At 45.2% G+C, this 26,257-nt stretch carries 25 protein-coding genes; 10 read left to right on the forward strand and 15 right to left on the reverse strand.

Annotated elements, in window-relative coordinates:
• The first annotated feature begins 36 nt into the window (after window positions 1-36).
• Together ccoS and AAEY83_RS02725 are read left to right on the forward strand one after the other, a co-directional pair.
• Window positions 37-285: a cbb3-type cytochrome oxidase assembly protein CcoS gene (gene ccoS / locus AAEY83_RS02720; protein WP_025646591.1), complete on the forward strand. Its 249-nt coding sequence runs from the start codon at window positions 37-39 to the stop codon at window positions 283-285.
• Window positions 286-344: 59 nt separating this feature from the next.
• Window positions 345-1,199 carry a sulfite exporter TauE/SafE family protein gene (locus tag AAEY83_RS02725; RefSeq protein WP_025646590.1) on the forward strand — a complete coding sequence of 285 codons (855 nt, stop codon included), beginning with the start codon at window positions 345-347 and terminating at the stop codon, window positions 1,197-1,199.
• Between the two features lie 207 nt (window positions 1,200-1,406).
• Here AAEY83_RS02725 and AAEY83_RS02730 read toward each other — a convergent pair whose 3' ends face one another.
• Together AAEY83_RS02730 and AAEY83_RS02735 are read right to left on the reverse strand one after the other, a co-directional pair.
• Complete coding sequence (locus AAEY83_RS02730; protein WP_025646589.1) at window positions 1,407-2,561, reverse strand: DEAD/DEAH box helicase; 1,155 nt, start codon at window positions 2,559-2,561, stop codon at window positions 1,407-1,409.
• A 293-nt stretch (window positions 2,562-2,854) separates the two neighbouring features.
• Window positions 2,855-3,070, reverse strand: coding sequence for a cold-shock protein (locus AAEY83_RS02735; protein WP_025646588.1), 216 nt, complete (start codon window positions 3,068-3,070; stop codon window positions 2,855-2,857).
• A 418-nt stretch (window positions 3,071-3,488) separates the two neighbouring features.
• Here AAEY83_RS02735 and aroQ point away from each other — a divergent pair, with 418 nt between their 5' ends.
• Both aroQ and AAEY83_RS02745 read left to right on the forward strand, forming a co-directional pair.
• On the forward strand, window positions 3,489-3,977 hold the full coding sequence (gene aroQ, locus AAEY83_RS02740; protein ID WP_025646587.1) for a type II 3-dehydroquinate dehydratase: 489 nt from the start codon (window positions 3,489-3,491) through the stop codon (window positions 3,975-3,977).
• Between the two features lie 114 nt (window positions 3,978-4,091).
• Window positions 4,092-5,480, forward strand: coding sequence for an ABC1 kinase family protein (locus AAEY83_RS02745; protein WP_025646586.1), 1,389 nt, complete (start codon window positions 4,092-4,094; stop codon window positions 5,478-5,480).
• An 82-nt stretch (window positions 5,481-5,562) separates the two neighbouring features.
• Here AAEY83_RS02745 and AAEY83_RS02750 read toward each other — a convergent pair whose 3' ends face one another.
• On the reverse strand, window positions 5,563-6,393 hold the full coding sequence (locus tag AAEY83_RS02750) for an ion transporter (RefSeq protein ID WP_025646585.1): 831 nt from the start codon (window positions 6,391-6,393) through the stop codon (window positions 5,563-5,565).
• A gap of 228 nt (window positions 6,394-6,621) precedes the next feature.
• Between AAEY83_RS02750 and AAEY83_RS02755 the strand changes: the two genes are divergently transcribed.
• Window positions 6,622-7,374, forward strand: coding sequence for a YebC/PmpR family DNA-binding transcriptional regulator (locus AAEY83_RS02755; protein WP_025646584.1), 753 nt, complete (start codon window positions 6,622-6,624; stop codon window positions 7,372-7,374).
• Window positions 7,375-7,748: 374 nt separating this feature from the next.
• Here the strand turns inward: AAEY83_RS02755 and AAEY83_RS02760 are convergent, their stop codons facing one another.
• Together AAEY83_RS02760 and ftsY are read right to left on the reverse strand one after the other, a co-directional pair.
• A complete protein-coding gene (locus tag AAEY83_RS02760) occupies window positions 7,749-8,339 on the reverse strand; it encodes a methylated-DNA--[protein]-cysteine S-methyltransferase (RefSeq protein ID WP_413771577.1) in 591 nt (196 codons plus the stop codon).
• A gap of 47 nt (window positions 8,340-8,386) precedes the next feature.
• Window positions 8,387-9,298 (reverse strand): signal recognition particle-docking protein FtsY, encoded by a 912-nt coding sequence (ftsY, locus tag AAEY83_RS02765; protein ID WP_238063290.1) that lies wholly within the window; start codon window positions 9,296-9,298, stop codon window positions 8,387-8,389.
• 916 nt (window positions 9,299-10,214) lie between these two features.
• Here ftsY and AAEY83_RS02770 point away from each other — a divergent pair.
• From AAEY83_RS02770 to AAEY83_RS02780, 3 genes are all read left to right on the forward strand, one after another.
• Window positions 10,215-10,406, forward strand: coding sequence for a hypothetical protein (locus AAEY83_RS02770; protein ID WP_156923985.1), 192 nt, complete (start codon window positions 10,215-10,217; stop codon window positions 10,404-10,406).
• 121 nt (window positions 10,407-10,527) lie between these two features.
• The gene (locus AAEY83_RS02775) at window positions 10,528-11,970 is read left to right on the forward strand and encodes a M16 family metallopeptidase (RefSeq protein WP_156923984.1); all 1,443 of its coding nucleotides are present in this window, start codon (window positions 10,528-10,530) and stop codon (window positions 11,968-11,970) included.
• A 45-nt stretch (window positions 11,971-12,015) separates the two neighbouring features.
• Window positions 12,016-13,560 carry a M16 family metallopeptidase gene (locus tag AAEY83_RS02780; RefSeq protein WP_025646580.1) on the forward strand — a complete coding sequence of 515 codons (1,545 nt, stop codon included), beginning with the start codon at window positions 12,016-12,018 and terminating at the stop codon, window positions 13,558-13,560.
• A gap of 412 nt (window positions 13,561-13,972) precedes the next feature.
• Here the strand turns inward: AAEY83_RS02780 and AAEY83_RS02785 are convergent, their stop codons facing one another.
• Complete coding sequence (locus AAEY83_RS02785) at window positions 13,973-14,527, reverse strand: hypothetical protein (protein ID WP_025646579.1); 555 nt, start codon at window positions 14,525-14,527, stop codon at window positions 13,973-13,975.
• A gap of 213 nt (window positions 14,528-14,740) precedes the next feature.
• Complete coding sequence (locus AAEY83_RS02790; RefSeq protein WP_351058428.1) at window positions 14,741-15,652, reverse strand: D-Ala-D-Ala carboxypeptidase family metallohydrolase; 912 nt, start codon at window positions 15,650-15,652, stop codon at window positions 14,741-14,743.
• A 352-nt stretch (window positions 15,653-16,004) separates the two neighbouring features.
• Between AAEY83_RS02790 and rodA the strand changes: the two genes are divergently transcribed.
• Both rodA and AAEY83_RS02800 read left to right on the forward strand, forming a co-directional pair.
• Window positions 16,005-17,147: a rod shape-determining protein RodA gene (rodA, locus tag AAEY83_RS02795; protein ID WP_025646577.1), complete on the forward strand. Its 1,143-nt coding sequence runs from the start codon at window positions 16,005-16,007 to the stop codon at window positions 17,145-17,147.
• A gap of 521 nt (window positions 17,148-17,668) precedes the next feature.
• A complete protein-coding gene (locus tag AAEY83_RS02800) occupies window positions 17,669-18,283 on the forward strand; it encodes a septal ring lytic transglycosylase RlpA family protein (RefSeq protein WP_025646576.1) in 615 nt (204 codons plus the stop codon).
• A 117-nt stretch (window positions 18,284-18,400) separates the two neighbouring features.
• Here AAEY83_RS02800 and radA read toward each other — a convergent pair whose 3' ends face one another.
• The 8 genes from radA to miaA form a co-directional block, all read right to left on the reverse strand.
• The gene (gene radA / locus AAEY83_RS02805; RefSeq protein WP_025646575.1) at window positions 18,401-19,843 is read right to left on the reverse strand and encodes a DNA repair protein RadA; all 1,443 of its coding nucleotides are present in this window, start codon (window positions 19,841-19,843) and stop codon (window positions 18,401-18,403) included.
• Window positions 19,844-20,075: 232 nt separating this feature from the next.
• Window positions 20,076-20,858 carry an LPS export ABC transporter ATP-binding protein gene (lptB, locus tag AAEY83_RS02810; protein ID WP_025646574.1) on the reverse strand — a complete coding sequence of 261 codons (783 nt, stop codon included), beginning with the start codon at window positions 20,856-20,858 and terminating at the stop codon, window positions 20,076-20,078.
• A gap of 154 nt (window positions 20,859-21,012) precedes the next feature.
• Complete coding sequence (gene lptA, locus AAEY83_RS02815) at window positions 21,013-21,495, reverse strand: lipopolysaccharide transport periplasmic protein LptA (protein WP_227501940.1); 483 nt, start codon at window positions 21,493-21,495, stop codon at window positions 21,013-21,015.
• 260 nt (window positions 21,496-21,755) lie between these two features.
• Complete coding sequence (lptC, locus tag AAEY83_RS02820; RefSeq protein ID WP_025646572.1) at window positions 21,756-22,352, reverse strand: LPS export ABC transporter periplasmic protein LptC; 597 nt, start codon at window positions 22,350-22,352, stop codon at window positions 21,756-21,758.
• Window positions 22,353-22,358: 6 nt separating this feature from the next.
• Window positions 22,359-22,934 carry a KdsC family phosphatase gene (locus AAEY83_RS02825; protein ID WP_025646571.1) on the reverse strand — a complete coding sequence of 192 codons (576 nt, stop codon included), beginning with the start codon at window positions 22,932-22,934 and terminating at the stop codon, window positions 22,359-22,361.
• 54 nt (window positions 22,935-22,988) lie between these two features.
• Window positions 22,989-23,981 (reverse strand): KpsF/GutQ family sugar-phosphate isomerase, encoded by a 993-nt coding sequence (locus tag AAEY83_RS02830; RefSeq protein ID WP_025646570.1) that lies wholly within the window; start codon window positions 23,979-23,981, stop codon window positions 22,989-22,991.
• A 203-nt stretch (window positions 23,982-24,184) separates the two neighbouring features.
• A complete protein-coding gene (gene hfq, locus AAEY83_RS02835) occupies window positions 24,185-24,733 on the reverse strand; it encodes an RNA chaperone Hfq (protein WP_025646569.1) in 549 nt (182 codons plus the stop codon).
• 250 nt (window positions 24,734-24,983) lie between these two features.
• A complete protein-coding gene (miaA, locus tag AAEY83_RS02840; RefSeq protein ID WP_025646568.1) occupies window positions 24,984-26,126 on the reverse strand; it encodes a tRNA (adenosine(37)-N6)-dimethylallyltransferase MiaA in 1,143 nt (380 codons plus the stop codon).
• Window positions 26,127-26,257: the final 131 nt, after the last annotated feature.

Genomic DNA, 26,257 nt, shown 5'->3' on the forward strand with positions numbered 1-26,257 from the left:
CAAACGTTTTTTAGAGTTAACCGTTAGAGGTTTATGATGCTCAGTATCTTTTTGTTGATTCCTTTGAGTTTGATGCTATTTGTCGTCGCCATTTGGGCGGTGCGTTATGCGGTAAAATCCAATCAATTTGAGGATTTAGATAACGCCTCTCAGCGTATTATCTTAGAGGATCGTCAAGAGCGTCGTCAGGTGATTCAAGCCCATGAAGAGGTCACGAGTCAACCCTCTGATACCGCTGATACTCATATCGATAACAACGAAGATAATTCACACTCCAACTCCTAATTTTTATTTACCTTTGTATCAAGACCGACAGTGCTCTTGTTTGCTAGGAGAAGTTCTGTATGACCACAGCTTTACTTATTGCCGCATTATTTATGGGTTTTTTTGGTTCTCCGCACTGCTTAGGTATGTGTGGAGGCTTAGTCACGGCTTTTAGTCTATCGATGAAGGATGTCAGCCTAGCCAAGCGCCGCGCTCTTGTCTTTACTTATCATTTTGGCCGTCTGAGCAGTTATGCACTGTTAGGTCTGCTGGCAGGATTTATCGGTACGACGGTGTTAGAGCCACTCATGAAAGGCAATAGCTTGCCACGTATTTTACTGGGCGCAGTGTTGGTCTTTGTGGGTGTGACCATGCTTGGCGCGCCTTTTTTGAATAAGCTTGAGCGCTTTGGTATGCGCTTTTGGCAGTTCTTAAGCCCGATACGCCAAAAGGTATTTCCCCTAAACACCTTTCCACGTGCATTGACAGCTGGTCTACTTTGGGGCTTTTTGCCTTGCGGTTTGGTATATGGCGCCCTACTCATCGCGGTGGTCGCTCACAATCCTTTGGGCGGTGCAGCGTTGATGTTTGTTTTTGGTCTTGGCACGGTGCCGATGCTGGTCGCCACCCATGAGACGGTCGGCTGGTTACGTGAAAAAATTGGCCGCTTTCATCTAAGACAGCTCAATGGCGCAATCATGGTGCTATCTGGCTTGGCTGTCGTTGCCATCCCTATGGTCATGGCAAATATGCACGGTGGACACGGCGGTGGCCATGGGCAAATGGATCATGGCAGTCACTCAGCGATGATGTCTGATGCAGACAGCACAGCCCATCATGATATGAGCCAGATGGATAGCACAGTCGATCATAGTATGCATGATATGAGTGATGATGCCATGAGTCATCATACACACCACGAGCCGTCTTCGTAGACATCATACATATAAAAGTATCGACAGCTAAGGCTCGTCTTTATTTCGAAATAATCGTATTTTACTAAGACACTTTAGCCAAAAGCCCTTAACCTCACTACTGAGATTAAGGGCTTTTTGTATTAGGGCGTGTCCTTAATTTAATTGCTAGTCACCTAAATGGCTTAAAAATAAGGGCACGCCCGAGTCTAGACGATACATATCGCCCTACTCTTGCCACTGCTCAAGACTAAACTTAGTATCCAAATGCTTCTCTAAGGCTGGCAAGTTAAAAGCATCGTCTTCGCTCACAAAGCTGATACTAATTCCGGTTTGTCCAGCGCGCCCGGTACGGCCAATACGGTGCACATAATCATCTGGCTGATCGGGCAAAGTATAGTTGACCACATGGCTGATATCGTCAACATGAATGCCGCGTCCTGCTACATCGGTTGCGACCAACACAGACGCATTCCCGTCTTTGAAGCGCTGCAAGTACTTTTCGCGTTTTTGTTGGATGACATCACCCGATAACATGACCGTTTTATGGGTTTGGCGCAGCTTATGATATAGGCGCTTCACTTGATCTTTACGGTTAGCAAAGACAATCACTTTATCGACGCTATTATCTGCAATGATACGCTGCAACGCGGCCAGCTTTTGCTCTTCAGTCAACAGGTAAAAATGCTGCTCGACCAGCTCGCTGGTTTTGTGCTCAGGCTCAATCTCTACAAACTGCGGCTCATGTAGCCAGCGATAGGCTAGATTCATCACGTCTTGATTAAAAGTCGCTGAAAACAATAAGCTTTGACGATCACTATTCGCTGGCATCCGGCCGACTAGGCGCTTGATATCAGGGATAAAGCCCATATCGAGCATACGATCCGCCTCATCTAATACTAATACCTCTACCCGATCTAAATAGACCATCCCTTTATGCATCAGATCAATGAGACGTCCAGGAGTAGCAATCAATATATCGATATATTTACGTTCAAGCTCATGCTGCTGAGTATCATAGCTCGTCCCGCCCATAATACAAACGCTATGCAAGTCAGTGTATTTGGTCAGCTCCACACAATCATCAAATATCTGCTGCGCAAGCTCCCGCGTTGGTGCCATCACCACCGCTCGCGGCTCCCCTAGATAGCGCGCCTCATCATTATCAAAAGGTCGCTTCAGTAGCGCCTCTATAATCGTAATCAAAAACGTCGCGGTCTTACCGGTACCAGTTTGTGCCTGTCCAATAGCGTCTTGATGCGCTAAAGTATGCGGCAATATTTGCGCTTGAATAGCGGTGAGCTCAGTGAAGCCCAAATCTTGAATAGCGCGTAATGTCGGCGCTGATAATGGTAAGTCACTAAAAGTGGTAAAATTACTCAAAAAATCATCCTTATAGGTGAAGCGTCTATTAACACGCCTACAGCCCATGCTGATCAGCATTAACACTACTTTCACTACGATTACTTTTAAAGTAATGATAGCGTCTGCTAGTACTAGTGCAAAGCAAAAGCCAATATCCTAGCTATAAAACGCAAAAGAGCCAAACCTAGTGGCTCATTTTACCTGTACATATGATTATACATACAATACGGGCTAAATGAGACAGGTTTGACTCGGTAGTATAGCGTAGTTGCTACCAATATTATGACAAAGCGCCATAACGCCTGCAGCGTCTACTCTTCTAGTTTTCTAACTTCTTCAGCTTGTAGGCCTTTTTCGCCTTCAACCACACTGAACTCCACTTTTTCACCATCTTTCAAAGAGCGGTAACCATCGCCTTGAATCGCGCGAAAATGGACAAAGATGTCCTCGCCGCCATCACGTTGAATGAAACCAAACCCTTTTGAGTCATTAAACCACTTAACGATACCTTGCTCACGAGCTGACATAATAAAACTTCCTAAACAGTGCGCTTAGCCCCAAATTCCTTTGCAACATTGCATATAAACGGGTACTAAGATAATGATATTAGAATTACAGACCCATTAGTTGCTATTATATCGTTATAAGATAGCAACTAATGGTAGGCAGACGACAAAACTATTATTGAACTCACCAGTAATAAATTTGTAACCTATGTTGCTTGAAAATATCATAGCACGGGTTTTTAGTAACTTAAAGGCTTTTAGTACGATTTTTACGGGTTAAAGTCTTTTTGGATAAATTTTCAGCAATATTGCTTAAACTGTTATTATAACTGGTTACTAACAAGTCAGATTTTTGTCGCTAGCGTTCTTTATCTTATGTTATCTACTTATTATCTCCTTTATTTATTGTTATTGAGCTATTTTATTTACTGAGGCCAGTATGGATGCATCTACTTATAACCGTAAGCTACTCGTAGTCAATGGCGTCAACCTAAACTTATTAGGCAAACGCGAGCCTGAAATATATGGCCATACAACTTTAGCTGATATCGAAGCACGCCTGCAGTCGCAAGCAGCCAAACATCATATTGAGCTTATCTGTATTCAGTCCAATCACGAAGGTACACTTGTCGATGAGATTCAGCACTATGGTTTGTTAGCGAATAAGGATACACAAGTCGATGCCGTCATTATTAACCCCGGTGCCTTTACGCATACGTCGGTGGCGCTCCGCGATGCTCTACTCGCCACACAAAAGCCTTTCATCGAAGTGCATTTATCCAATATTCATAGCCGCGAGCCGTTTCGCCAGCACTCTTATCTGAGCGATATTGCAACCGGCGTCATCTGCGGCCTTGGACATTTAGGCTATCAGATGGCGTTGGAGTATTGGCTAGCTCACTTATATCAAGCAAATTTAGCGGATTAAGCAGAGTGTTTTAAGCCTAAATTTTGGTGGTTAATATAAATAGAGTCGCTTGATTAAAACAAAAACGCCTTAATAAAAAGGTGACGACTCAATACTCGATAGATGGTGATATGAATGGCAAAAACGTCCGGAAAACGCTTTATGAAGCTTGCAGGTATGACCGCAAGCATCGCAGGTAAAGCTGCTAAAAACTCTTTTAAACATCTATCGAGCGATGAAGAAAAGCGCTTGCAAGCTCGATCAGAGCTGATGCAAGATGTGGGTATTCAAATCGCTGAGACGCTAGGTGAAATGAAAGGCGCGGTGATGAAAGTGGGGCAAATTGCTTCGCAATATAAAGACGTCTTTCCGCCAGAGGTTGCAGAGGCTCTAGAGAAGCTACAAAAAGACGCACCGCCTATGCCCTACTCGCAGATACGCTCGCAAGTTGAGCGCGAGCTAAAAGCGCCTATTAGTGAGTTGTTTGCTGATTTTGCAGAAACGCCTTTCGCCGCCGCCTCTATCGGGCAAGTACATAAAGCAACCCTGCCTTCAGGTCAAAACGTAGTCGTCAAAGTTCAATACCCTAATGTCGATGAAAACTGCGATAGCGACCTGAAGCAAGTACGAATGGCGTTGAAAGTCGCCGGTGTGCTCAATATGAGTCGCGAGCTACAAAATCAGCTCTTTGATGAGATTCGTAGCAGCTTATATGATGAGCTAGATTATATTAAAGAAGCGAGTAACCTCAGAGTGTTTGGCGCGTTTCATGCTAGCGATACCGGGCTTGTTATTCCTAAAGTGATCGGCAGTCACTCCTCAAAGCGTATTCTTACTTTGAGCGAAGAGATGGGCGAGAGCCTAGCGACCGCTGCTACTTGGGATAATGATATCAAACAAAAAATCGCTAAGCGTCTGTTTCATTTTAGTGCCGGGCAACTATTTGGCTTGTACCGAATGCACTGCGATCCGCATCCAGGGAATTTTGCGTTTCGTCCTGATGGCAGCGTCATCGCTTACGATTTCGGCGGTATCCGTAGCTATAGTGATCATGAAGTACAGCTATTTCGACGCTTTGCTCAGCATGCCGTGCGCAGCGATGTGACCGCGCTTGAGCAAGATCTTATTGCGCTAGGCATACGCCGTGACGATGATACGGATATTCCAGGGGAGTTTTATAAACAGTGGCTCGCTATCGGCCTTAAACCTTTATCTATTGCCCCTTATCACGAAGGCGATTTTGACTTTGCAAGCAGTCAAGTCCATCACGAAGCGATCACGCAAATGCGTACTTCATTGAAGTACTTTAATCAGTTTCAGCCCTCAGCGACCACGATGATGCTCGATCGGACAGTGTCAGGACAATACTGGAATCTCGTTAATCTTGGCGTGGAGATTGATTTGTCGCCTTTGGTTGATGAATATCTAGAAGTCACGACAGCAGAATCCTCAGCAGCTAACCTAACCAAAGCAGAGCCGGTAGCACCTATCTCGCCGCAGCTTACTGAGACTCCAGATCAGTAGGCTTTAATAGTAGTCTTAGCATCAATTAATTAGTACCAGTACTTAGTACAAACGACTTACTACTAAGCACTCCGATACTAGATTAAACATGTAGCGCGTGGCCGCAACGATCACAGTATCCAGCCCCTACCGCATGACCAAATTTACCACAGTTTGGACAAGTAATAGGGTTGAGCTGAGGGCGCATATTACGCGCCAGCTCAGCGGTAAAAATACCCGTAGGCACGGCAATAATCGCATAACCGGTGATCATCACCATCGATGCAATCGCTTGCCCGATCGGTGTCTTCGGTGACATATCGCCATAACCGGTAGTCGTTACCGTCACTACTGCCCAATAGATGGAAAGCGGAATACTGGTAAATCCATTTTCTGGGCCCTCCACCACGTATACCACCGAGCCAAAGATGGTCACGAGCAGCACTAAGGATAAAAAGAAGACGGTAATCTTTTGCTGACTGGTCTTCAAGGCTGAGGCCAAAAAGCCCGCTTGCTGCATGTAAGCTTTGAGCTTGAGCACCCGAAATACGCGCAGAATCCGCAAAATACGGATCACTAATAGATACTGCACGCCCACAAACAGTAAGCTTAGATAGCTTGGAAGTACCGACAGTAAGTCAACAATACCAAAAAAGCTAAAGGCATATCGAAAGCGGTTTGGCGCTGAAAATAAGCGTAGCAAATACTCAATGGTAAATAAAATCGTAAAAAACCATTCAGCGTAAAAAAACAAAGTGCCATATTGCAAACGCATATAAAGCACACTATCGAGCATCACCACAGCGACACTGGTCAAAATGGCAATCAGTAACACGATATCAAAAAGCTTACCTAGACGCGTATCTGTGCCCTCAATGATGACATGGATACGATTACGCATATGAGTAATAGCTTCAGCGGTTGGTTGCTTCATAGAGTTTAGGGCTTAAGTCGGAAGGTGATTCTGATAAATAGGCTTAGTCGCCAAAGAGGAGTTTTGTCAAAATAGCTATAAGTGGTTTATAATACTGCTCATTCACTCAGGCTAATTTGCGTACTAACCCACAATCAGGTTGTCACAGTGTAGCAAAAAATAGCTTTTAACAATATACAAATCGCACACTTAGACATCAGCCGTTTAGGTAAACTTTAAGGATGTAATATGGCAGGTCATTCCAAATGGTCAAACATTAAACACAAAAAAGCTCGTCAGGATGCGATAAAAGGTAAGATATTTACTAAAGTCATTCGTGAGATTGTGTCAGCTGCCAAGCAAGGCGATCCTGACCCTGATAAAAACCCGCGTCTTCGAGCCGCTGTAGAAAAAGCGCTGTCTGTCAATATGACCCGCGATACTATCAATCGCGCGGTGGATCGCGGCACCGGCGGCGGTGACAACGAAAACATGGAAGAAGTCAGTTATGAAGGCTACGGTGTTGGCGGCGTAGCAGTATTAGTTGAGACTATGACTGATAACCTCAACCGCACAGTCAGCGAAGTCCGTCATGCTTTTACTAAGTTTGATGGTAACTTGGGCACGAGCGGTTCTGTCGCTTATCTGTTTACCAAACGCGGCGAGATTCGCTTCGATGATGTCAGCCTCGAAGACGATGTGCTACTGACTGCACTTGATGCTGGCGCGCTCGATGTCGAGAACGATGGCGAGTCGTTGCTTGTTACAACTGAATGGGAAAGCTTCGGTCAAGTCAAAGATGCGCTTAATCAAGCAGGCTTAGTCTCTGACAGTGCTGAGGTCACTATGGCCCCTGCAACTAGTGCGGAGATCGATAATGTAGATGACGCTGAAAAAGTGATGAAAATGCTCGATATGCTAGAAGATATCGATGATGTACAAGAGGTTTATAGCAATGTCCATATCTCAGATGAGGTTATGGCGCAGCTGGAGTCAGAGTAACTAAGTGCATCATGCATCATGACTCAATTTGATTAAACTCTAATATTTATAAAAGCTAAACGTGTACAACGTTTAGCCTTTATTTTTATATAAAACTAGGGCGTGTTGAACATTCAAATATTAGGACTGCTGATAGATAAAATCGCACCAAACTAGGCGTAAACCGACGATAATGTCGAGGCCTTAGCTAGGTTTACAACACCGTTTGGGGTGATTTTAGCATCAGCCCTTTGGGGCGGGGCTCTTTTTTGCCAATACATGGTGAAATTGTCTATCCTAGAATGACTAGGATTCGAAAATTTCACTGCGTATTGCCTGAAAAATAGCCGCCGCCAGTGCCACATTTGAATGTTCATCACGCCCTAAGCGTAATTTTACCTCTTGCACTTCACGCCTTCGAGCGCTAGCAGATACTGTTTTTTGTCTAGGCCGCCCGTATAACCGCCAAGTTTGCCATCGCTAGCTATGACTCGGTGACAAGGAATAACGAGACTAAAAGGATTGTTGCTGTTGGCATTGGCGACCGCGCGAAACGCTTTGGGGTTGCCGATGCGGCGCGCTAAAGTAGCATAGCTTATGGTTTCACCATGCTTAATCTCTTGTAGTGCTTGCCAGACTTGTTGCTGAAATGTAGTCCCTAGTGATAAGTCAAGCGGCAAATCAAAAACCCTCCTTTCTTCTAACGCATACTCCCGAATTTGAATAATAGCGTCAATCAATACCGCTTGTGCCGGCTCGTCTGTGCTTAGGCTATTTTTTTCAATAAACTTAAAGTCGCTATCTGCCAATTGATATTGCTTTTTGAGCTTGGCAAATGATTTTGCGTCCGTCCACCATTGATCCTGCGACAGCCAGCTGACTTGCACAAGCTTCGGCTCGTCTTTATCAGCTGAGCTGCCCTCACTTTGAATCACCATCAAGACGAGCCTATAGGTTTGTAGTTTGGTCGTGGTAACTAGTATCATTATCTCTTGTCCTCAAAGACCTATGTAAATGCACTAAGCATCAGCTGCTACTCTTTATCATCCGTCTCAAAGAGCGCCGCGACAAATTGTTTAGGACTAAAGGCGCGCAAATCATCAATAGACTCGCCAACGCCAATATAGCGAATAGGAACATCGGTAGTTTCAGCGATATTGAAGACTACCCCGCCTTTGGCAGTACCATCAAGCTTAGTCACTGTAATACCAGTCAGCGGTACTGCTTCATTAAATAGCTTAACTTGATTAATCGCGTTTTGGCCAGTACCAGCATCGAGGACAATCATACCTTCGTGCGGCGCTGTTTCATCCGCCTTACGCATGACCCGTACGACTTTTTCAAGCTCGCTCATCAGATGGGTTTTATTTTGCAAGCGCCCAGCAGTATCAGCAATCAGTACATCGATGTTTTTTGCCTTAGCCGATTGCATCGCATCAAAGATAACCGAGGCACTATCTGAGCCATGACCTTGAGCCACGACAGGGATATTATTACGCTCACCCCAAATCTGTAGCTGCTCAGTCGCGGCCGCTCTGAATGTATCTCCAGCGGCAAGCATTACTGATTTACCCTCGCCTTGCAGGCGTTTGGCAAGCTTACCTATAGTCGTGGTTTTACCCACGCCATTGACGCCAACCATCAAAATCACAAAGGGCTTTTTACTAGTATCAATCATCAGCGGCGCAACTTTTGGCGTCAAAATATCGACCAGCTCGTTTTGTAGCGCTTTATAAAGAGAATGCGCATAAATCAGATCGCCACGAGCGGTCTGCTCAGTTAAGCTCTTGATAATACGATTAGTCGCATTCACCCCGATATCTGCAACGAGCAGCTGATCTTCCACTTCCTCTAGCAGCTCATCGTCAATCTCTTTGCCACCGATAAGGATACTGACCATCCCCTCAGCTAGATTTTTGCGCGATTTACTCAGACCTGACTTCATCCGGTTGAACCAACTGCCTTTTTTACCGCCTTTAGGCTCAGTGGTTTGTAGATCGTCTTGCGCTGTCGCCTTTGTGCTTGGTTCTAAATGAGCGTCCTCTTTGCTAGCGTTTGTAGCTTCTCCTAACTGTGCTTGTAAGGGCATTTTTGGTACGTCAACCTTAGAGACATCAAACTCAGCTGAGTCATTATTGATATCAGTCTTGTCATCACTAGCTGCTACGTCTATGGACTGGTTTGGCGTTTCGCTGTCTGCTTCCGGCGACACAATAGGGGATCCTAACGCTATATTACCCACTTGCGTAGCGTTGGCAGCTTTATCTGATGCGGTTTCCGTAGCCTCTGTAGGCTCAATAGGAGTCGTGTTCGCAGACTTCGCCTCATCAATAATATCGACCGATTGCACCGGCAAACTGGGTAAGGTAATATCATCGTCATCTAAATTATCTAGATCACCATCTAGATTGATAACCACGCGATTGGGATTGTCAGCATTATTCATAAACTTGCCCTAAAATTGATCAAAGTATTATTTAGGATCTGTTTAATAGACCCTAGTTTTAATGAGTTACCGTGTTATAAGAAACGTATAAGAAGCATAGATGCATATACCTTAGTTTAGCATAATTCGGTGCAGCCTCATTAATGCTAGTTGTCGAAGCTTATAAAAATAAGCTTATAAAAACACAGCTACCAAATTCTAATGAGATACCAATTAGATATGTTACTAGCTATACACTTAATAAATAAAGAGCTATGCAAGCTTCGCTTAAGATTTAGACACAAAACTCCGACCTCAGTTTAAATAAGATTGGCCTATCCTTAGCCATCGATTTGTTTAGTGCCATTATGATCAAGTAGGATCAGACTTTTATTACTAGGCTTTTATTACTCGATTTTTACTATCAGGAACGCTCATGTCATCTACCCTATCCACTCATAACATTAATAAAAAACCTCAGCCCAAAACGACTGTTTCTAAGACAGTTCTGACAGGTGCTCTAGCTGTAGCCATCGCGGCATCCGCTTTGGTAACGAGTGGTTGTCACACTACGCAAGGTCTTAAACCTACCGCAAGCGTCATGGTTGGCGGGCATAAATCCATCTAATTGCGTAGCACTTTAATGGATATAGCCCTATTTATCGTTTTTAACATTTGAGAATATTATGCTTGTGAAGCGTTACCATTATTCATCCAAACCGTCTCGTTTATTACGGCGAACTGCGGGCATGCTAAGCTTGATAGCTACGCTCGCTGCCTGTCAGACTACAACAGTGACTGCAACTCCAGCAGCGCAGACCGCTACTTCACCAAACGTGGCTAGCGAGACGGCGAATAGCGCATCTGATTTACAAATGGATCTCTCAGGTCGTCATGAGTATCTGTTAGATAATGGTCTTAAAGTCATTATCAAAGAAGATCACCGTGCTCCTGTCGCTATGACCCAGATCTGGTACTGTGTCGGCTCGACAGATGAGCCCGTGGATAAAGGCGGTATCTCGCATTTACTTGAACATATGATGTTCAAAGGCACCGCTGACGTTTCAAGCGATGATTATGAGCGTCTAATCGCTAAGTTTGGCGGCTCAAACAATGCCTTTACTAGCTACGATTACACTGGCTACTACGAGCTGTTTCCGGTCAATCGCTTGCCGCTCGCATTAGAGCTTGAAGCCGATCGCATGACAAATTTGTTGTTCAATGAAGAGGAGTTTGCCAAAGAGCATCAAGTGGTCATGGAGGAGCGCCGCCAACGCACCGATGATAACCCGCTAGCCAAAGCTTATGAGTCGTTTCGTCTGCTCGCCCTACCTGATAGCCCTAAAGGTGAGTCGGTAATTGGGCCTATGGATGAGCTTGAATCTATCACCCTAGGCGAGCTCAAAGACTGGTATCAGGCTTGGTATGCGCCTAATAATGCTACGTTAGTCATCGTAGGAGATGTGCAGCCTGAAGCGGTATTGTCGCAAGTCAAACGTTACTTTGGTGAGCTTAAACCAAGCGCGCTGCCTGAGCGTCCATCCGTTCGTCAACAAGGCTTTCGCGGCTATCAAAAGGTCGACTCAGAGCAAGCGGTAAAAGTGCCAGTACTGCTGATGGGCTTTAACGTGCCAAGCTTACTGACCGTAGGCTTAGGTCACGAAAACCAAGCCTATGCTTTATCGTTAGCACAAGACGTCCTCGATGGCGGACTCTCAGCCAGACTTGAGAGCCGGCTCATTCGGGAGCAGAACTTACTGACTAGCGTCGGTACTTCTTATGATTTGTTTGATCGCGGCGATGGACTGTTTCTCATCCAAGCCACGCCGCGTGAAGGCGTCAGCTTAGAGCAAGCGCAGCAAGCTATTAGCAATGAGATCGATAAGCTCATGCGCGATCCTATCGAGGCGGACGAGATTGCTCGGGCAAAAACCAATACCGTGACCGGTCTCGTCTACGCGCAAGACAGCATGGCAGGACAAGCGCGTATGATTGGCTCGCTACAGACCATCGGTATTGATGATCGAATAATCGCCAACCTACCAGCTAAGCTCGATAAAGTCTCTGTGGCTGACATTCAGGCTGCCAGTCAAAAGTATCTCGTCGAAGACAATTTGACCGTTATGCACATTGTGCCGCCTAACAGCACGGCTAACACCAGTACTGATAATGCGGTCAAAAAGCATCGCTAATGAGCACACTGCTACTCAAATGCCTACTACAAATAAGAAAGAGCTATGAATAAAAAACCGTCATTGGTCACTAAGTCAACTACCAAAAAGGCTACGCCAAGCGCCTTACTCACCACTTTAACCAGTAGCCTCCTGTTAGGCCTAGCTGCGCTCTCTAATACTGCTCTTGCCGATACTGATATTGCTGAAGACTATAAAGGTTCAGCTACAAATGTTGATAGCCGTGCGCCTATTGCCGCCCTGTCAAAACTCACAAGCCTTGATAACGTTGCTCCTTTGAAAATGACTGTGCCTGATATTGAGCATTTCACGACTGTCTCCGGCGTGCCCGTCTCTTTTGTCCGTACTACTGCCCTCCCTATCGTCGATATCGATTTGCGTTTCAACGCCGGTAGCGCCCGTGATGGCAGTATTCGCAAGCAAGGTTTTGGTATCGCTAACATGACCGCCACTATGCTCACGCAGGGCACTGAGACCAGAGATGAAGATAACTTCACTCGCGCGGTGGAGACTCTAGGTATTACGCTAAATAGTAGCGCTTATAAGGATATGTTTATCGTCTCTCTCAGAAGTTTGTCTGATGATGAGCATCTGCTCCCCGCTATCGACTTGATGACCCAGATGCTCACTGAGCCGACTTTTGATGAACAAATACTGGCCCGCAATAAAGCTAGACTCCTAGTCGGTCTGCAGCAACAAAAACAAGATCCAGGTAGCCTTGCCAGTCTCGCTTTTAACAAAGCGCTCTATGGCACGCACCCTTATGCTCACCCCTCCTCTGGTACACTTGAGACGGTGCCGACTCTGAACCAAAAAGACTTGCAAGACTTTCAGAACCGCTATTTGGTCGCAAATAACGCCTCTCTTGCGATGACAGGTAATTTGACGTTAGCGCAAGCGAAGCGGCTGGCAAATGACATCACCAATAACTTGCCAAGAGGCAAAACGGCGCCGATATTACCTGAGCCTAAGCCATTAACGCAGTCACAAAACATTCATATTGACTTCCCCAGCACTCAGACCACTGTGTTAATGGGGCAACTGGGTACTAAGCGTGCCACTGACCCTATTGCCCAGCAGCAGCAAACCAACTTTGCGGTGGGTAATGATGTGTTAGCAGGCGGAAATTTTAATGCGCGATTAATGACTGAGATTCGCCAAAACTTGGGCTACACTTATGGTATCTCAGGCGCTATGAACCCAATGCTTGCGCGCGGCCCCTACCAGATTGGCTTCTCAACGCGCAACGATAAAGCGCGCGCGGCTATCGATGCCAGCTTAGGCGTGATTAACGATACTTTAGAGGAAGGAATTACGAAAGATGAGATGCGCCTAACCACTGATAATCTAAAGAATAGCTTTCCTATGAGCTTCGCTAGTAATGCAGGCATCAACGGCTTGCTTGGTATGATGAATTTTTATCACTTACCTGACAGCTATCTGAAGGATTATATGAGCCGTATTGATAGCGTCAAGCTCGCTGAAGTCAACGAAACGTTACGCAGCACATTAGATACCGATAAGTTTTTGATTGTGACTGTGGGAGCGGATGACCCTTCGCAGGATAAAGGCGATAGCGCTAAAGAGTAAAGCGCGAATAAAAAGACAGGAAGATAAAAACAATCCTAGTAGGGCGTTTGAACGTATAGCCATTTAACTTTAAACGCGCTGTACTAGTTTTTTATTAGGGCGTATTGAACATTCGACCTTGGCACTGACAGAGACTATTTTTTAGGCGATTTGCAGATAAAAATAGTAAGTTTAGTCGTTCTAAGCGTCTATTTTTATCAATAAAGTGGCAAAAAATAGTCCTGTCCCTGTTGTTGTAGTTAGGGCTGATGCTAAAATCGCCCTAGTCGTTGTGACTGTTTAAATAAAATCAGCTAACCAATGCAATAAGCATTATCTGCAATTTTAACGACGACTAGAACACAGCTTTGATTAACTAGTAGCTATCAGCAGTGCGCATTTGTGAATGTTCAACACGCCCTTACAAGACAGCTTATTCTGTAATGGCTATCGTCACGTCATAACTAAATTGCTCAGGCTTGTAGCCTGCGCCATCATAAGACAGGCGTATCACGTGCTTGTCGTAAGACAGCACTTCGTAGTCGCCATTAGCAAAGTTGTAAATCTTTGGGGTAAGCAATAACGCTTCTATCTGATCGTTATTAAGACTGACCGCTATGTGTTCGCCTACTTTAGGATATAAGAAGTAATCACAGCTGTTATTTACCATAACCTCAGCTTTGCGTTCGATTACAGTATTATCTACCTCTTTTTGAACGAGCTTTGGGCATAGATCCGGTTTTTTAGCAGCAACACGGGCGTATGAGTTCACAATTTTATCTTCGATATCAGACTGGACTTGCTCTCTTACTACAGCTGGCTCATCTGCTATAGGCGAATTCGCCTTATCAGAAGTACAAGCAGAGATAAAGAGCAATCCTGTACTGACTGTTAGAGCCAAAAAGCTTGAGTATTTTTTAGTGAGCCCTACCGGATTACTCTGAGCTAAATAGCGGTTCGCTACTCGAGACAATTGTTTATCTGACACTGTTATACCCTTTGCTTTTTAAGCGCTTCAACCTTAAAATAAAATATTTTATAGTAAGCTCTGATATTTGATAGTACTACCCAATGACAGCAGAGGAATAACTTATCCTCTCTGCAAAAACAGTCTAGGCATTAAAACATACTATAGGCTTTTATTAAACATTATTAAATGACCTATAGGTCTAAAGGGTAAACAATTATTCAGAATGGTTTACTAGTAGCGGCAAGAAGAGCTACTACTGGTGTTACCAAAGCCCCATTTGCGGTAACCTTGCGAGTCTAAATGTACCGCCCCTGTCGAATATAATCCTAAACCAAAGTCCATAGCTTGACCTTGATATTGCCAAAACTGACATAAGCTATCTTGCATACGGCTCAGCTGCCACAGATTTCCGTCATATTCAGGCACCCAAACATCTATCGCGCCCGCCGTCATGTGCTTGCTATTTCTGGCACCGCCTGCACAGGAGTTGAGGCTGGGACTGCGATAGGCAGAACGAATCTCGGTACTAGCAGGCAGCACGCCTTGGTTTTTTAGCTGACTATATAAGCTTAGCGTCGGTACCATATTTGACCAAAGCTCCCGCGGCGGCAACTGAAAAGGCTCATAACCACAGCGATCCCAGCTGCGAGCGGTAGTCAGTAACTGCTCCATCGGAGGTACGTTTCGTGTCCCTAACTGTGAGCTGAGATAACGCTGATAGTCGCCGACTTGCTGCGCGCGGAAGCGATTACTGTTTAACCAAGTATTGAAGTCCGCACTCCTATCACCATAGTAGCTGTCGTGGTTGTTATTCGGACTGCCGTACTGAGTATTATAAGCTGTGTTATAAGAGGTGTTATAACGCGGTGAGCGGCTAGGCGTGATAACCCGCTGATTCTCTTCGATAGAGAGCTTGGCATCGAAATTGTACTGCCGGTTTTTTTGGGCAATCAGTCCTTGCATACTGTCGCCTCTGATGACACTGGTATTGGCAGGGGAGATATAAACCTGACCAGTAGTCGTACTACTGCCCTGACGTACTTGAATACGGCGCTCGCTACTATCATTTAAGATAGCAGCATTCGTATAGATACTAGTCGTGCACGCCAGCGTTAATAACGTCAGCTTGCTAAGCGCTGCCATATTTTTTGTGTTTATCATATGCAATTATTACCACTAGATATTTATCGAATTTATTAAGACACAGCGCCTATCGCTAGATGATCAAGTCAATATCGCTTGCAAGCACTCACAAAGAGTATTGAGTCTATAGCTGTAGTATAATCTATGGATACTATCAAATTTTGAGTAAGCAGGCTAAAATATCGTCTATCATAATAAGCAATAGCTTCGCTTTTAACATTTATTATCATAATCTTTATAATCACGTGACTTTTTATAATCATTTACAATCATGTGTTTTTGCGCCCTCTTTATAGTTTAGCGTTATCCGTAACGTCTCATTGACCTTCTCTCTTTAGTATCGACTCTATCTATGTCCTCTAATTTGCAATATCGTTTTTCACGTCAAAGCCATCACCTCGGCCAGCGTCATGAGCCTAACATTTGGCAGCGCATCCACATTGATCCTTGGCTCACCTTACTGCTGCTAGCGTTGTGCTGTATCGGCCTGACGATTTTATATAGCGCATCGACTCAGAACGTAAGTATGGTCATGCGTCAAATGGTCAGTTACGTGGTAGCCTTTGCCGTGATGTTTACTATGGCGCAGATACCGCCAACTATATACCGTAGCTTTACACCTATATTTTATGTATTAGGGCTGTTTTTATTAGTACTAGTCGAGCTCATTGGCGAGGTGCGTATGGGGGCGCAGCGCTGGATCAACTTACCAGGCTTTGGTAGCGTACAACCTTCTGAATTTATGAAGCTTGGCATGCCGATGATGTGCGCTTGGTTTCTCTCTAGGCGTGAGCTACCGCCATCGTGGACGAGCATCGTCGGTACACTAGCGCTTATTATGATCCCTGTTCTATTAATCGCCAAAGAGCCTGATTTGGGGACGTCGCTGTTGGTCGCAGCTAGTGGTATTTTTGTGTTATTTTTGGCGGGTCTATCATGGTGGATGATCGCTGGCGCTGTCGCACTATCAATACCGCTTGTGACCTTTGCTTGGTATTTTTTATTACATGATTATCAGCGCACGCGAGTTTTGACTTTGCTTAATCCAGACGCAGATGCTCAAGGCGCGGGCTGGAATATTATACAGTCGAAGACCGCTATTGGCTCTGGTGGTATAACAGGTAAAGGCTACTTAGACGGCACGCAATCGCACCTGCATTTTTTGCCTGAGGGTCATACAGATTTTATTATCGCGGCATTCTCAGAAGAGTTTGGCTTAGTCGGCGTCATGTTATTGATGTTTATTTATGCCTGTTTATTAAGCCGTGCTCTATTCATCGCTTTTACTCATCCAGACAATTACAGTCGGCTATTGGCAGGGGCTATCGCCATGTCATTCTTCGTCTATATATTTGTCAATGTAGGCATGGTCGGCGGTATCCTGCCTGTAGTTGGTGTTCCGCTACCCTTTATCAGCTATGGGGGTACGGCAATTGTCACTTTGATGGCAGGCTTCGGTTTGCTAATGTCTATCCATACGCATAGAGCCGCCTAGCGCTTTTTATTCAACGTCTTAGTTATAGTTACAGTGCTTTAATAGCTTTATTTTTATGTCCCTTGTCCTTATATAGACGCTAGACATAAACTAGCTGAGAACAGAGTAACTTTATAAAAAGGTTGCTTTAATTAGCTAAACTTAACTAGAGCTGTAATTTGTATAACATTGCAAGGTTTTTTACTTGTCATTACGGTTCAATTACGATAACCTGTTTAAATCGTAATATGGTACATAACTTATACAGAGCTGCTAAGCAACTTTTCATAAGTATATAGTGAAGCCATAACTTGCAAGTATAGTCCGACATTGATTATTTTATTTGTTATTGAATTGTTTATATAAAGATAAACTTACCCTACTTTAAAAATAATGGCTTTTATCTGCTAGTACTAGAATACATAGCAGTATCACTCTAAACAGCCAGCGCGATTAAAGCCGGTCTACTGGTAATCGGCATAAGTTACTATGATTTAATATTTCTGCGCTCAAGTTTTAGAGTACAAGTCAAAGAGGTATATATGAATAAGCGTCTATCTGGTTTACTGACAATGTCAGTGGTTCTATTTACTGGTTCTGCTGTTATCTCTAATGCTCAAGCAGCAGAGACGAGTCCTGCGCTGTCTGCAATATCTCAAGATAACGCCTCCCATATTGATCGCGTATTAGGTGAGTTAACTCGCCAGCACGATGGTGCATCAAGCCTAGTCAAATCAGCCCGCAAGCCAACTTCACTGGCATTAAACAGCCCGTTACTAGCTGCCGACAGCTCGCAGGCGAGTAATGACGAAGATGTGCTAGAGCGTTTGACCGCTGTGGCTTCCAATTCTGTAGGCAAATTTAAGCAAACGGGTCTGGCATCATGGTACGGTCGTAAGTTTCATGGTCGTAAAACAGCCAGCGGTGAAACCTTCGATATGAACGCTCTAACCGCTGCTCACCGCTCACTACCACTGAACTGCTATGTAAAGGTGACCAACAAAAACAATGGTAAAAGCGTGGTAGTAAAAGTCAATGATCGTGGCCCTTTCCATGGTAAGCGAGTCTTAGACTTATCTTACGGTGCAGCTAAGCAGTTGGGCATCACCAGTAAAGGCGTCGGTAACGTCTCAATCGAACGCGTTGCTGGTCCCTAATCTTGATTAGCTGTTATTATTGCAGCGGATAGCTTTATTAAGCTAAAAAGAGCGCCTAGTTTAACGAACTAGGCGCTCTTTTTGTTGCGCATAATAAACGGATACAGCAATTAATAGCTAAAAGTCTATCTCAAAGGCGCTTTCAATAGCATCGTCAAGACGCTCTACGGCTATGACATTGATGCCCTTAAACTGAGCTGAGTTGGCAGCGGGTGCATTGGACTTAGGGATGATGGCATGCTTAAATCCATGCTTCATCGCTTCTTTTAGGCGCTCTTGTCCGTTCGGCACAGGACGTATCTCACCGGACAACCCGACTTCACCGAATACCGCTAATGAAGAAGGTAGCGGTTTCTCCTTTATACTAGAGGCACAAGCGAGCAGCACTGCTAGATCAGAGCCGGTCTCAATCACCTTTACACCGCCCACGACGTTGACGTAGACATCCTGCCCACTCGTATGGATGCCGCCATGTCGGTGCATTACCGCAAGCAGCATAGACATTCTTTGATAATCAAGCCCTAGCGCCATACGCCTTGGCTGCCCTTGTGAGTCATCAACTAAAGCTTGCACCTCCACTAATAGTGGCCGTGTGCCCTCTCGGCTCACCATGACCACCGACCCTGCCACTGGCTTATCATAACGGCTTAAAAATATCGCTGATGGGTTAGCGACTTCCTTGAGCCCCATATCCGTCATACCAAAAATGCCTAACTCATTCACCGCACCAAAACGGTTTTTGACGGCGCGAATCATGCGAAAGCGCGAGTCAGACTGACCCTCGAAATACAGTACCGTATCCACCATGTGCTCAAGCACTCTAGGGCCTGCTAAGGTACCTTCCTTGGTCACATGACCCACTAAAAACAGCGCAGTCCCCGTCTGCTTGGCATAACGAGTCAAAATCGCTGCTGACTCACGAATTTGACTGACACCGCCGGGAGCTGAATTGATAGCATCAGTGTAGATCGTCTGAATAGAGTCAATAATGGCAATAGCGGGCTGCTCTTGAGTCAACGCGGCGCAAATGGTCTCTACATTAGTCTCAGCCAAGACTCGCAGTCTGTCTGCTGGTAATTCTAAACGTTTGGCGCGCATAGCAACTTGCGCTAATGACTCCTCGCCGGTGACATATAGCGCGCTACCCGCTAATGAGTCCGCTCTCGCCATATTGGTCGCTGTCTGTAGCAAGATAGTGGATTTGCCGATACCAGGGTCACCGCCGATAAGCACAACCGAGCCTGCCACTAAGCCGCCGCCTAATACGCGGTCGAACTCACTGATGCCAGTTGGCAGGCGGGTATCTAAAGTGACGCTCACTGCATTTAGCGGCATCACTGCGCTATGCGTTCCCGAATAGTTCCCTGCAGGGGCGCTGCTAGCACGCGGCGTAGCACGGCTGGATGCCGACTTAGCTGAGCTTTTATTATGATGCGGCATACTAACATCTGGCGCTTCGACTAAGGTATTCCATTCGCCGCAGTCGCTGCACTGCCCCGCCCACTTACCAAAGTGAGCACCACAATTTTGGCAGACGTAGCTGCTTTTATTTTTTGCCATAGTATATGCACCTTAAGTGAATTATGAGCTCAAACGAATATAAGATCAAAAGTCTAGGAATAAAAGAAGATATAGTGTATTAAATAAGGAGGTAGTAAAAATAAAGGATAGGAGATGATAGCCAAGACCACTTGGCTACCTAATTGACGTCGTTTAATAAACGATTAAAATAAAGTCGTCATAAAAGAAAGATATGACAAATAAAATACTAGTTCATCAACAGGAATAAACTTTAAACCTGAAAGTCTTTACCCAAATAGACGGACTTAACCAACTCGTTCTCTAGCACTTCACGAGAAGAGCCCTCAGCGATGATAGCGCCTTCTGAGACAATATACGCCTTTTCGCAAATCGCTAGCGTCTCACGAACATTATGGTCAGTAATCAGCACGCCAATACCGCGATTTTTTAAGGTGAGTATCACCTCTTTGATATCACCCACGGATATAGGATCAACGCCAGCGAACGGCTCATCTAATAGCACAAACTTTGGATCTGCAGCCAAAGCTCGAGCAATCTCGCAGCGGCGCCGCTCGCCCCCTGAGACGCTCATGCCCAAAGAGCTACGGACATGCTCTAGATGGAACTCAGCGATCAGTTTTTCAAGCTCTTGGCGCTGCTCATTTGCAGACAGCTCGCTGCGCGTTTGCAAAATAGCCAGTATATTATCTTCGATAGACAGCTTACGAAAGATAGAAGCCTCTTGCGGCAGATAGCCTATCCCTGCCCGCGCCCGCTCATGCATAGCATATTTAGATAGATCCATTTTTCCTAGGCTAACGCGGCCTTTATCCATATTGACGAGACCAACTACCATATAAAAACTAGTGGTCTTACCCGCGCCATTTGGACCTAACAGGCCAACCACTTGTCCTTGTTCAACAGAGAACGACACGTCTTTGACGACCCAGCGCTTACCGTAGCGCTTGCCTAAGTTCTGCATCGATAAGCGCAGGGGTACTGGCGCTGCAGAGCTCACTGCTGATGAGGTGCTGCTCTCATTATTGTCTATCATAACTTACTCATGCTCTATTTAAGTCTTATAAACTTTAGCGCTTATCTAGACGCGTCAATTTAAAACGATAATTAGGCTACCGGCGTAATATAATGCGCTACTTGTCTTAAGTAGTGGTTATTTTAGTAGTGGCTGTTTTAATAATGGCTGTAAACTAACGTATGCCCGTCTGATTGGTATTGTTATTAGGCGGGAAGATCAATTCTACGCGCTGATTACCGCCCGCTGTCGCCTCGACATCCCCTGCTTTGAGACTATAACGAATCACATTACCTGCAAAGCTTGCACCGTTTTGCGTCAATTTTGCATTGCCGGTCAAAGTCATGATGCCAGTGGCCGCATTATAATCAATTTTATTAGCGCGGCCTTTTGCTAAGCCTTTTTCAGCGGTCACCACTTGCTGCATCGTCGCCGGTCGACCGGTTGCCACAGCTGATTGGATGCTGCGCTGCTCTGAGAGATTGACCGTAATATTATCCGCTGTTAATTTGAGCGTGCCTTGGGTAATAACCACTGTTCCTGAATAGCTCGTTACGCCAGTACTCTCGCTATACGTGGCACGATCGGCAAGCAGCTTGATAGGCTGATTGGCATCAGAAGGTAGCGCATGGCTATAGATAGGCAGAGCTAGCAGCATAACTACTGGAAGGGCGCTTATATGAGATGCTGCTGATAGCTTGGGCGCTAGCGCACGAACTATAGGCAAAAGACTTGATTTCATGTTTGGATACTCTTTTTATGATAGGTATGAAAAGCAGCAGTAGTCGTGATTATTCAATAACGGTTTTATACTTTAAAATTTTTATAATGAAAGGTAGTTTATAGTTAACAACTTACAGTTCACAATTTATAGTTCACAACTCATAGTTAAAGCGCTTTAAAATTAAATATACTGAGTTAAAAAAGCGCCTTATCCTGACGCTCAGCAGGAGTAAACATTACGGCCACTTGCTCAAACTCATACTCGCCCGTTTCTAAATTGGCTGTCATGCTAGCCGCTTCAAAACGATTGGCGCCTTGGACGACTTGTACGGGCTGCTCACTATAAACTTGCTTTGATTGGGTATTACCTTTTAATGCTTCACCTGTCACGGTTATAGGCGCTATTTTCTCACCATTTTTGGTGGTTTTTTGCTGATCTTGGCTAGCTAAACTAAAGCCGCCGTACAGGTGCAGCTCACCGGTCTCTTGATTGACCGTTGCCGTTCCTGACTCAATACGGTACAGCTGCTTAGCTGATGGCTCCCAGTTCATAGTAATACCGGACATTATGTCCTGATTAGTATTAGGATCATGCCTTAGCGATTCAGCGTTGAGCTCATACTCTGTTTCGCCTTGCTCATTAGTCTGTACTGCCTTAATATCAGTAGCTTCGTAGTCCACTTCTGAGGGACCCACACTCACTGGCGGCGTCACTTCTGCTTGCTGCTGAAAAAACCATCCTGCGATACCAGCGATGATTAGGGCCAAGATGATTAAGACACGAGTATTCACTATAATTTATCCTACTGATGACTCTGCACTGTGGGGAGCACTACCCTCTAAGGTATAGCCTGCAATGTACGCTTCGTAATGCCCGTGACCTTTCAAAATAAGGTCACATATCTCACGCACCGCACCGTAACCGCCCGCGCGCGTAGTGACCATATCACTGCGATTGATAACTTCAGAGTGGGCATTAGGTACTGTGGCCGCAAACCCGACCGTTTGCATCGCCTTTATATCTGGCAAGTCATCCCCCATGTAGGCGCAGTCTGCTGTGGTGATATCAGCAGCTTTATCCACCATAGTCATCAGCTCTTTTAGCGCCACAACTTTATCATCTCGGCCTTGCACCACATAATCGATACCTATCTCTTTGGCGCGTTTGTCTACCATAGGACTACGACGACCGGTGATAATCGCGGTCAAAATACCATAACGTGCTAATGCCTTGATACCTACGCCATCCTGTACCGAAAAAGCTTTGGTTTCAACCCCGTTTGCATCATAAATAATCTGCCCATTGGACAAAATACCATCGACATCTAACACTAGCATTTTAACTTTACCGGCTTTTTCGATTAAATCTTGCATAGGCTACCTCTTATTATTAGTTTTTATCTATAATTTATGCTCAGTGAGAAAGGGTTATTTTACCCCTGCTTGCAATAAGTCATGAACGGTAATAATAGCATCTAGATGACCTTGTTCATCCATTACCAATAGCTGGCTGATCGCATTTTCATTCATCACACTTAAGGCATCAGAGGCGCGCATGGTTTTACTGACATGACGCGGATTTGTAGTCATAATCTCGCGCATCGGCGTGGCCAAATCGATGCCTTTTTCAAGTACTCGGCGTAAGTCGCCATCGGTAAACACCCCGACTACTTTATCTTTATCATCGACGACTACTGTCATGCCTAAGCGACCATTGGTCATGGTAAACAGTGCTTCGTTGAGAGCCGCCTGCTGATTGACTAAAGGCAGATTCTCACTACTGGTGTGCATCAGATCCTCAACCCGCGTTAATAGCTGACGCCCAAGCGCACCGGCAGGATGCGATAGAGCAAAATCCTCTGAAGTGAAATTACGCGCATGCACTAAAGCTACTGCTAATGCATCGCCCAAAGCGAGCGTTGCGGTCGTACTCGACGTTGGCGCTAAATTGAGCGGGCACGCCTCTTGCGACTGACCTAAGGTCAATACGACATCAGCCGCTCGTGGCAACATCCCCCGCTTGTCGCGACTAATGCTAATGAGCGGTATGCCAAGGCGCTTGACGACAGGGAGTAGGGTTTTGATCTCATCAGACTCACCCGAATTGGAGATGGCCAATAACACATCACCGTGCACTAGCATTCCTAAGTCGCCATGTCCGGCCTCTCCTGGATGCATAAAAAATGCTGGCGTGCCCGTAGAAGCAAAGGTTGCGGCTATTTTGCGACCGATCAGTCCTGACTTACCCATGCCAGTGACCACTAAGCGTCCTTGGCAGGCCAAAATAATATCGCAAGCCTGAGCAAACCGATCGTCTATTTGCTCGGTTAGTAGCGCTAAGGCGGCTTTTTCTGTGTTGATAGCTTCAATAGCAGTCGCTATAAACTGCTCATGAGTGAGATGACTGTTACCGCTGTTCATATATAACTCATTATTGATTATTTGATGGCCTATTTTACTATATTATCGACAACTTTAGTAACCGCGCTCTAAATGGGATCAATAATGTGTTGAGCAAATACAAAAAAGACCCACTGCGTGAGTAGGTCTTCATTTACTACAACAGCTTCATGAAACTATCGGCCATACCAGCTGACCTAGGAAACTTAGAAGAATAATGGCGATTAATGATTGTCGCTATCGTTAAAGTCCTCTTTTGGCGTATCATTTAGGCCGGTATTCTCGCCTGGGTTTTCAAAGCCGCGATCCTGACCAAAGCCCGTTCGATCAGAGCTTGCTCCAAAGCCGCTACGATTAGAGTCTTGACCAAAGCCGCCGCGCTCAAAACCGCGATCTTGTCCAAAACCGCTACGATTAAAGCCGCTACGATTTGCAGGGAAGCCGCGCTCTTCGTAGCCACTACTCATACCGCCCGCTTGATTACCACGGTCAAAGCCGCCGCCTTGGTAGCCACTAGCCGAGCCTGAGGATTGTGCGCTGCTACTAGAAGATGACGCTGTACTGCTACGAGGGTTTCGCGCTGGTACTACTGTCGATATGGCATGCTTATAAACCATTTGGCTAACGGTATTTTTTAATAACACCACATATTGGTCAAAAGACTCAATCTGGCCTTGTAGCTTAATGCCATTCACTAGAAAAATGGACACTGGAATACGGTCTTTGCGCAATGAGTTCAAAAACGGATCTTGTAGAGTCTGTCCTTTTGACATAAAAATTCTCCTAATAGTTATTATTTTATTGTAATGTACTGTGATTTTATACTAAGAAAAATCATTCTAAATTATAACAGTTAACACCCTGCTCTATTGTCGTTTATCGTTATTTAATATAATCGTTTCTTACACATCATTTCTTGCGTAATGTTATAAAAACGATTCAATCATACTACTCTTTAGCTCATTCTATTTGTACTAATCTATTTATACAAAATAGCGATGCTATATAAATGTACTGTAGCGGCTACCCTAAATAATCTCTCACTTGCTCGATAGAAGTAAATGAGCTTATGACTATATTGTGTTGCGTATCAGTAATGCTTGTATCAATTTGTGCAGGCGCTATAGCGGACTGATTTGCTACCGCTAAGCCTTTGGACAACTTACGCAGCCAAGTGTACTGGCGCTTAGCCAGCTGTCTGGTAGCATATAATGCCTTATTTCGCATCGCTTCACAAGCGAGATGCTGCTGCTGAGACTGCATCGGTTTTGCAGAGTTATTAGACACCTTAACCTTGTCATCTGTACTATTAGCAAAAGCCTCATAAAACAGCGACTTATCTAAATGCGCGCGCTCAAAGACTGGATGGTCGATATGCACCAAATATTCAAGCACTTGACGATAGCCCACGCAGCGCATGGCAGGCATATTTGGGGTCAGCGGATAGCGCTCAAGTAAACCGATCACCTCATCCACTAAGCCTTCTTGCCACATAATATCTAAACGTTGATGAATGCGCTCATGTAACCAGGAACGCTCCGGTAGCACGGATAAGACATGCCACTGCTGGTTAGGATTATGGGCCAATGCTTGTTTGGGTTGATGTTGCCAGTCGCTTATTGGGACACTGGTTTGTTTATATACCTCGACGGCTCGCGTGATTCGCTGCGTATCAGCAGGCGCTAACCGTTGATGGCTCTGAGGATCGACGTCAGCCAAATAATCGTATAAAGCGCCAATACCTGCTGTTTGTCGCCACTGCTCGACTTGCCTGCGTACCTGCTCATCGCTATCCGGAACAGGCGACAGGCCTTCTATCAGTGCCATGTAGTACATCATCGTACCGCCCACTAACAACGGGATTTTACCTTTTGCATGACACTCATCAATCAGGCACTCAACATCGCTGACAAACTCCGCGACGCTATAGCTTTGTGTTGGATCAATAATATCGACTAAATGATGCGGATAACGCTGTAATTCTGCAGCCGTAGGTTTAGCGGTACCAATATCCATCCCACGATAAATAAGCGCAGAATCTACTGAGATAAGCTCATAACGACCACTATCATAAAGCTCATAAGCTAAGGCGGTCTTGCCACTCGCCGTTGGCGCCATTAAGCAAATGACGCTATTATCTGACATAGGATGAGGAGCGTCTGACATAAAGTTGCCTATAAAAAGAGTTTAACCATTTAGGGCGTGTTGAACATTCGACCGTGGCACTGACAGAGACTATTTTTTAGGCGATTTGCAGATAAAAATGGTAAGTTTAGTCGTTCTAAGCGTCTATTTTT

This window comes from Psychrobacter sp. TB20-MNA-CIBAN-0197, assembly GCF_040309765.1.
Taxonomy (GTDB): domain Bacteria; phylum Pseudomonadota; class Gammaproteobacteria; order Pseudomonadales; family Moraxellaceae; genus Psychrobacter; species Psychrobacter submarinus.

Coding starts and splice junctions, on each gene's coding strand:
- AAEY83_RS02775 (WP_156923984.1), top strand. CDS start 10,528: ATGCTAAGCTTGATAGCTACGCTCGCTGCCTGTCAGACTACAACAGTG.
- AAEY83_RS02745 (WP_025646586.1), top strand. CDS start 4,092: ATGGCAAAAACGTCCGGAAAACGCTTTATGAAGCTTGCAGGTATGACC.
- AAEY83_RS02830 (WP_025646570.1), bottom strand. CDS start 23,981: ATGAACAGCGGTAACAGTCATCTCACTCATGAGCAGTTTATAGCGACT.
- ccoS (WP_025646591.1), top strand. CDS start 37: ATGCTCAGTATCTTTTTGTTGATTCCTTTGAGTTTGATGCTATTTGTC.
- lptB (WP_025646574.1), bottom strand. CDS start 20,858: ATGATAGACAATAATGAGAGCAGCACCTCATCAGCAGTGAGCTCTGCA.
- AAEY83_RS02825 (WP_025646571.1), bottom strand. CDS start 22,934: ATGCAAGATTTAATCGAAAAAGCCGGTAAAGTTAAAATGCTAGTGTTA.
- lptA (WP_227501940.1), bottom strand. CDS start 21,495: ATGCTGCTAGCTCTGCCTATCTATAGCCATGCGCTACCTTCTGATGCC.
- aroQ (WP_025646587.1), top strand. CDS start 3,489: ATGGATGCATCTACTTATAACCGTAAGCTACTCGTAGTCAATGGCGTC.
- AAEY83_RS02790 (WP_351058428.1), bottom strand. CDS start 15,652: ATGGCAGCGCTTAGCAAGCTGACGTTATTAACGCTGGCGTGCACGACT.
- AAEY83_RS02760 (WP_413771577.1), bottom strand. CDS start 8,339: ATGATACTAGTTACCACGACCAAACTACAAACCTATAGGCTCGTCTTG.
- radA (WP_025646575.1), bottom strand. CDS start 19,843: ATGGCAAAAAATAAAAGCAGCTACGTCTGCCAAAATTGTGGTGCTCAC.
- hfq (WP_025646569.1), bottom strand. CDS start 24,733: ATGTCAAAAGGACAGACTCTACAAGATCCGTTTTTGAACTCATTGCGC.
- AAEY83_RS02735 (WP_025646588.1), bottom strand. CDS start 3,070: ATGTCAGCTCGTGAGCAAGGTATCGTTAAGTGGTTTAATGACTCAAAA.
- AAEY83_RS02770 (WP_156923985.1), top strand. CDS start 10,215: ATGTCATCTACCCTATCCACTCATAACATTAATAAAAAACCTCAGCCC.
- AAEY83_RS02750 (WP_025646585.1), bottom strand. CDS start 6,393: ATGAAGCAACCAACCGCTGAAGCTATTACTCATATGCGTAATCGTATC.
- rodA (WP_025646577.1), top strand. CDS start 16,005: ATGTCCTCTAATTTGCAATATCGTTTTTCACGTCAAAGCCATCACCTC.
- AAEY83_RS02725 (WP_025646590.1), top strand. CDS start 345: ATGACCACAGCTTTACTTATTGCCGCATTATTTATGGGTTTTTTTGGT.
- miaA (WP_025646568.1), bottom strand. CDS start 26,126: ATGTCAGACGCTCCTCATCCTATGTCAGATAATAGCGTCATTTGCTTA.
- AAEY83_RS02755 (WP_025646584.1), top strand. CDS start 6,622: ATGGCAGGTCATTCCAAATGGTCAAACATTAAACACAAAAAAGCTCGT.
- ftsY (WP_238063290.1), bottom strand. CDS start 9,298: ATGAAGTCAGGTCTGAGTAAATCGCGCAAAAATCTAGCTGAGGGGATG.
- AAEY83_RS02800 (WP_025646576.1), top strand. CDS start 17,669: ATGAATAAGCGTCTATCTGGTTTACTGACAATGTCAGTGGTTCTATTT.
- AAEY83_RS02780 (WP_025646580.1), top strand. CDS start 12,016: ATGAATAAAAAACCGTCATTGGTCACTAAGTCAACTACCAAAAAGGCT.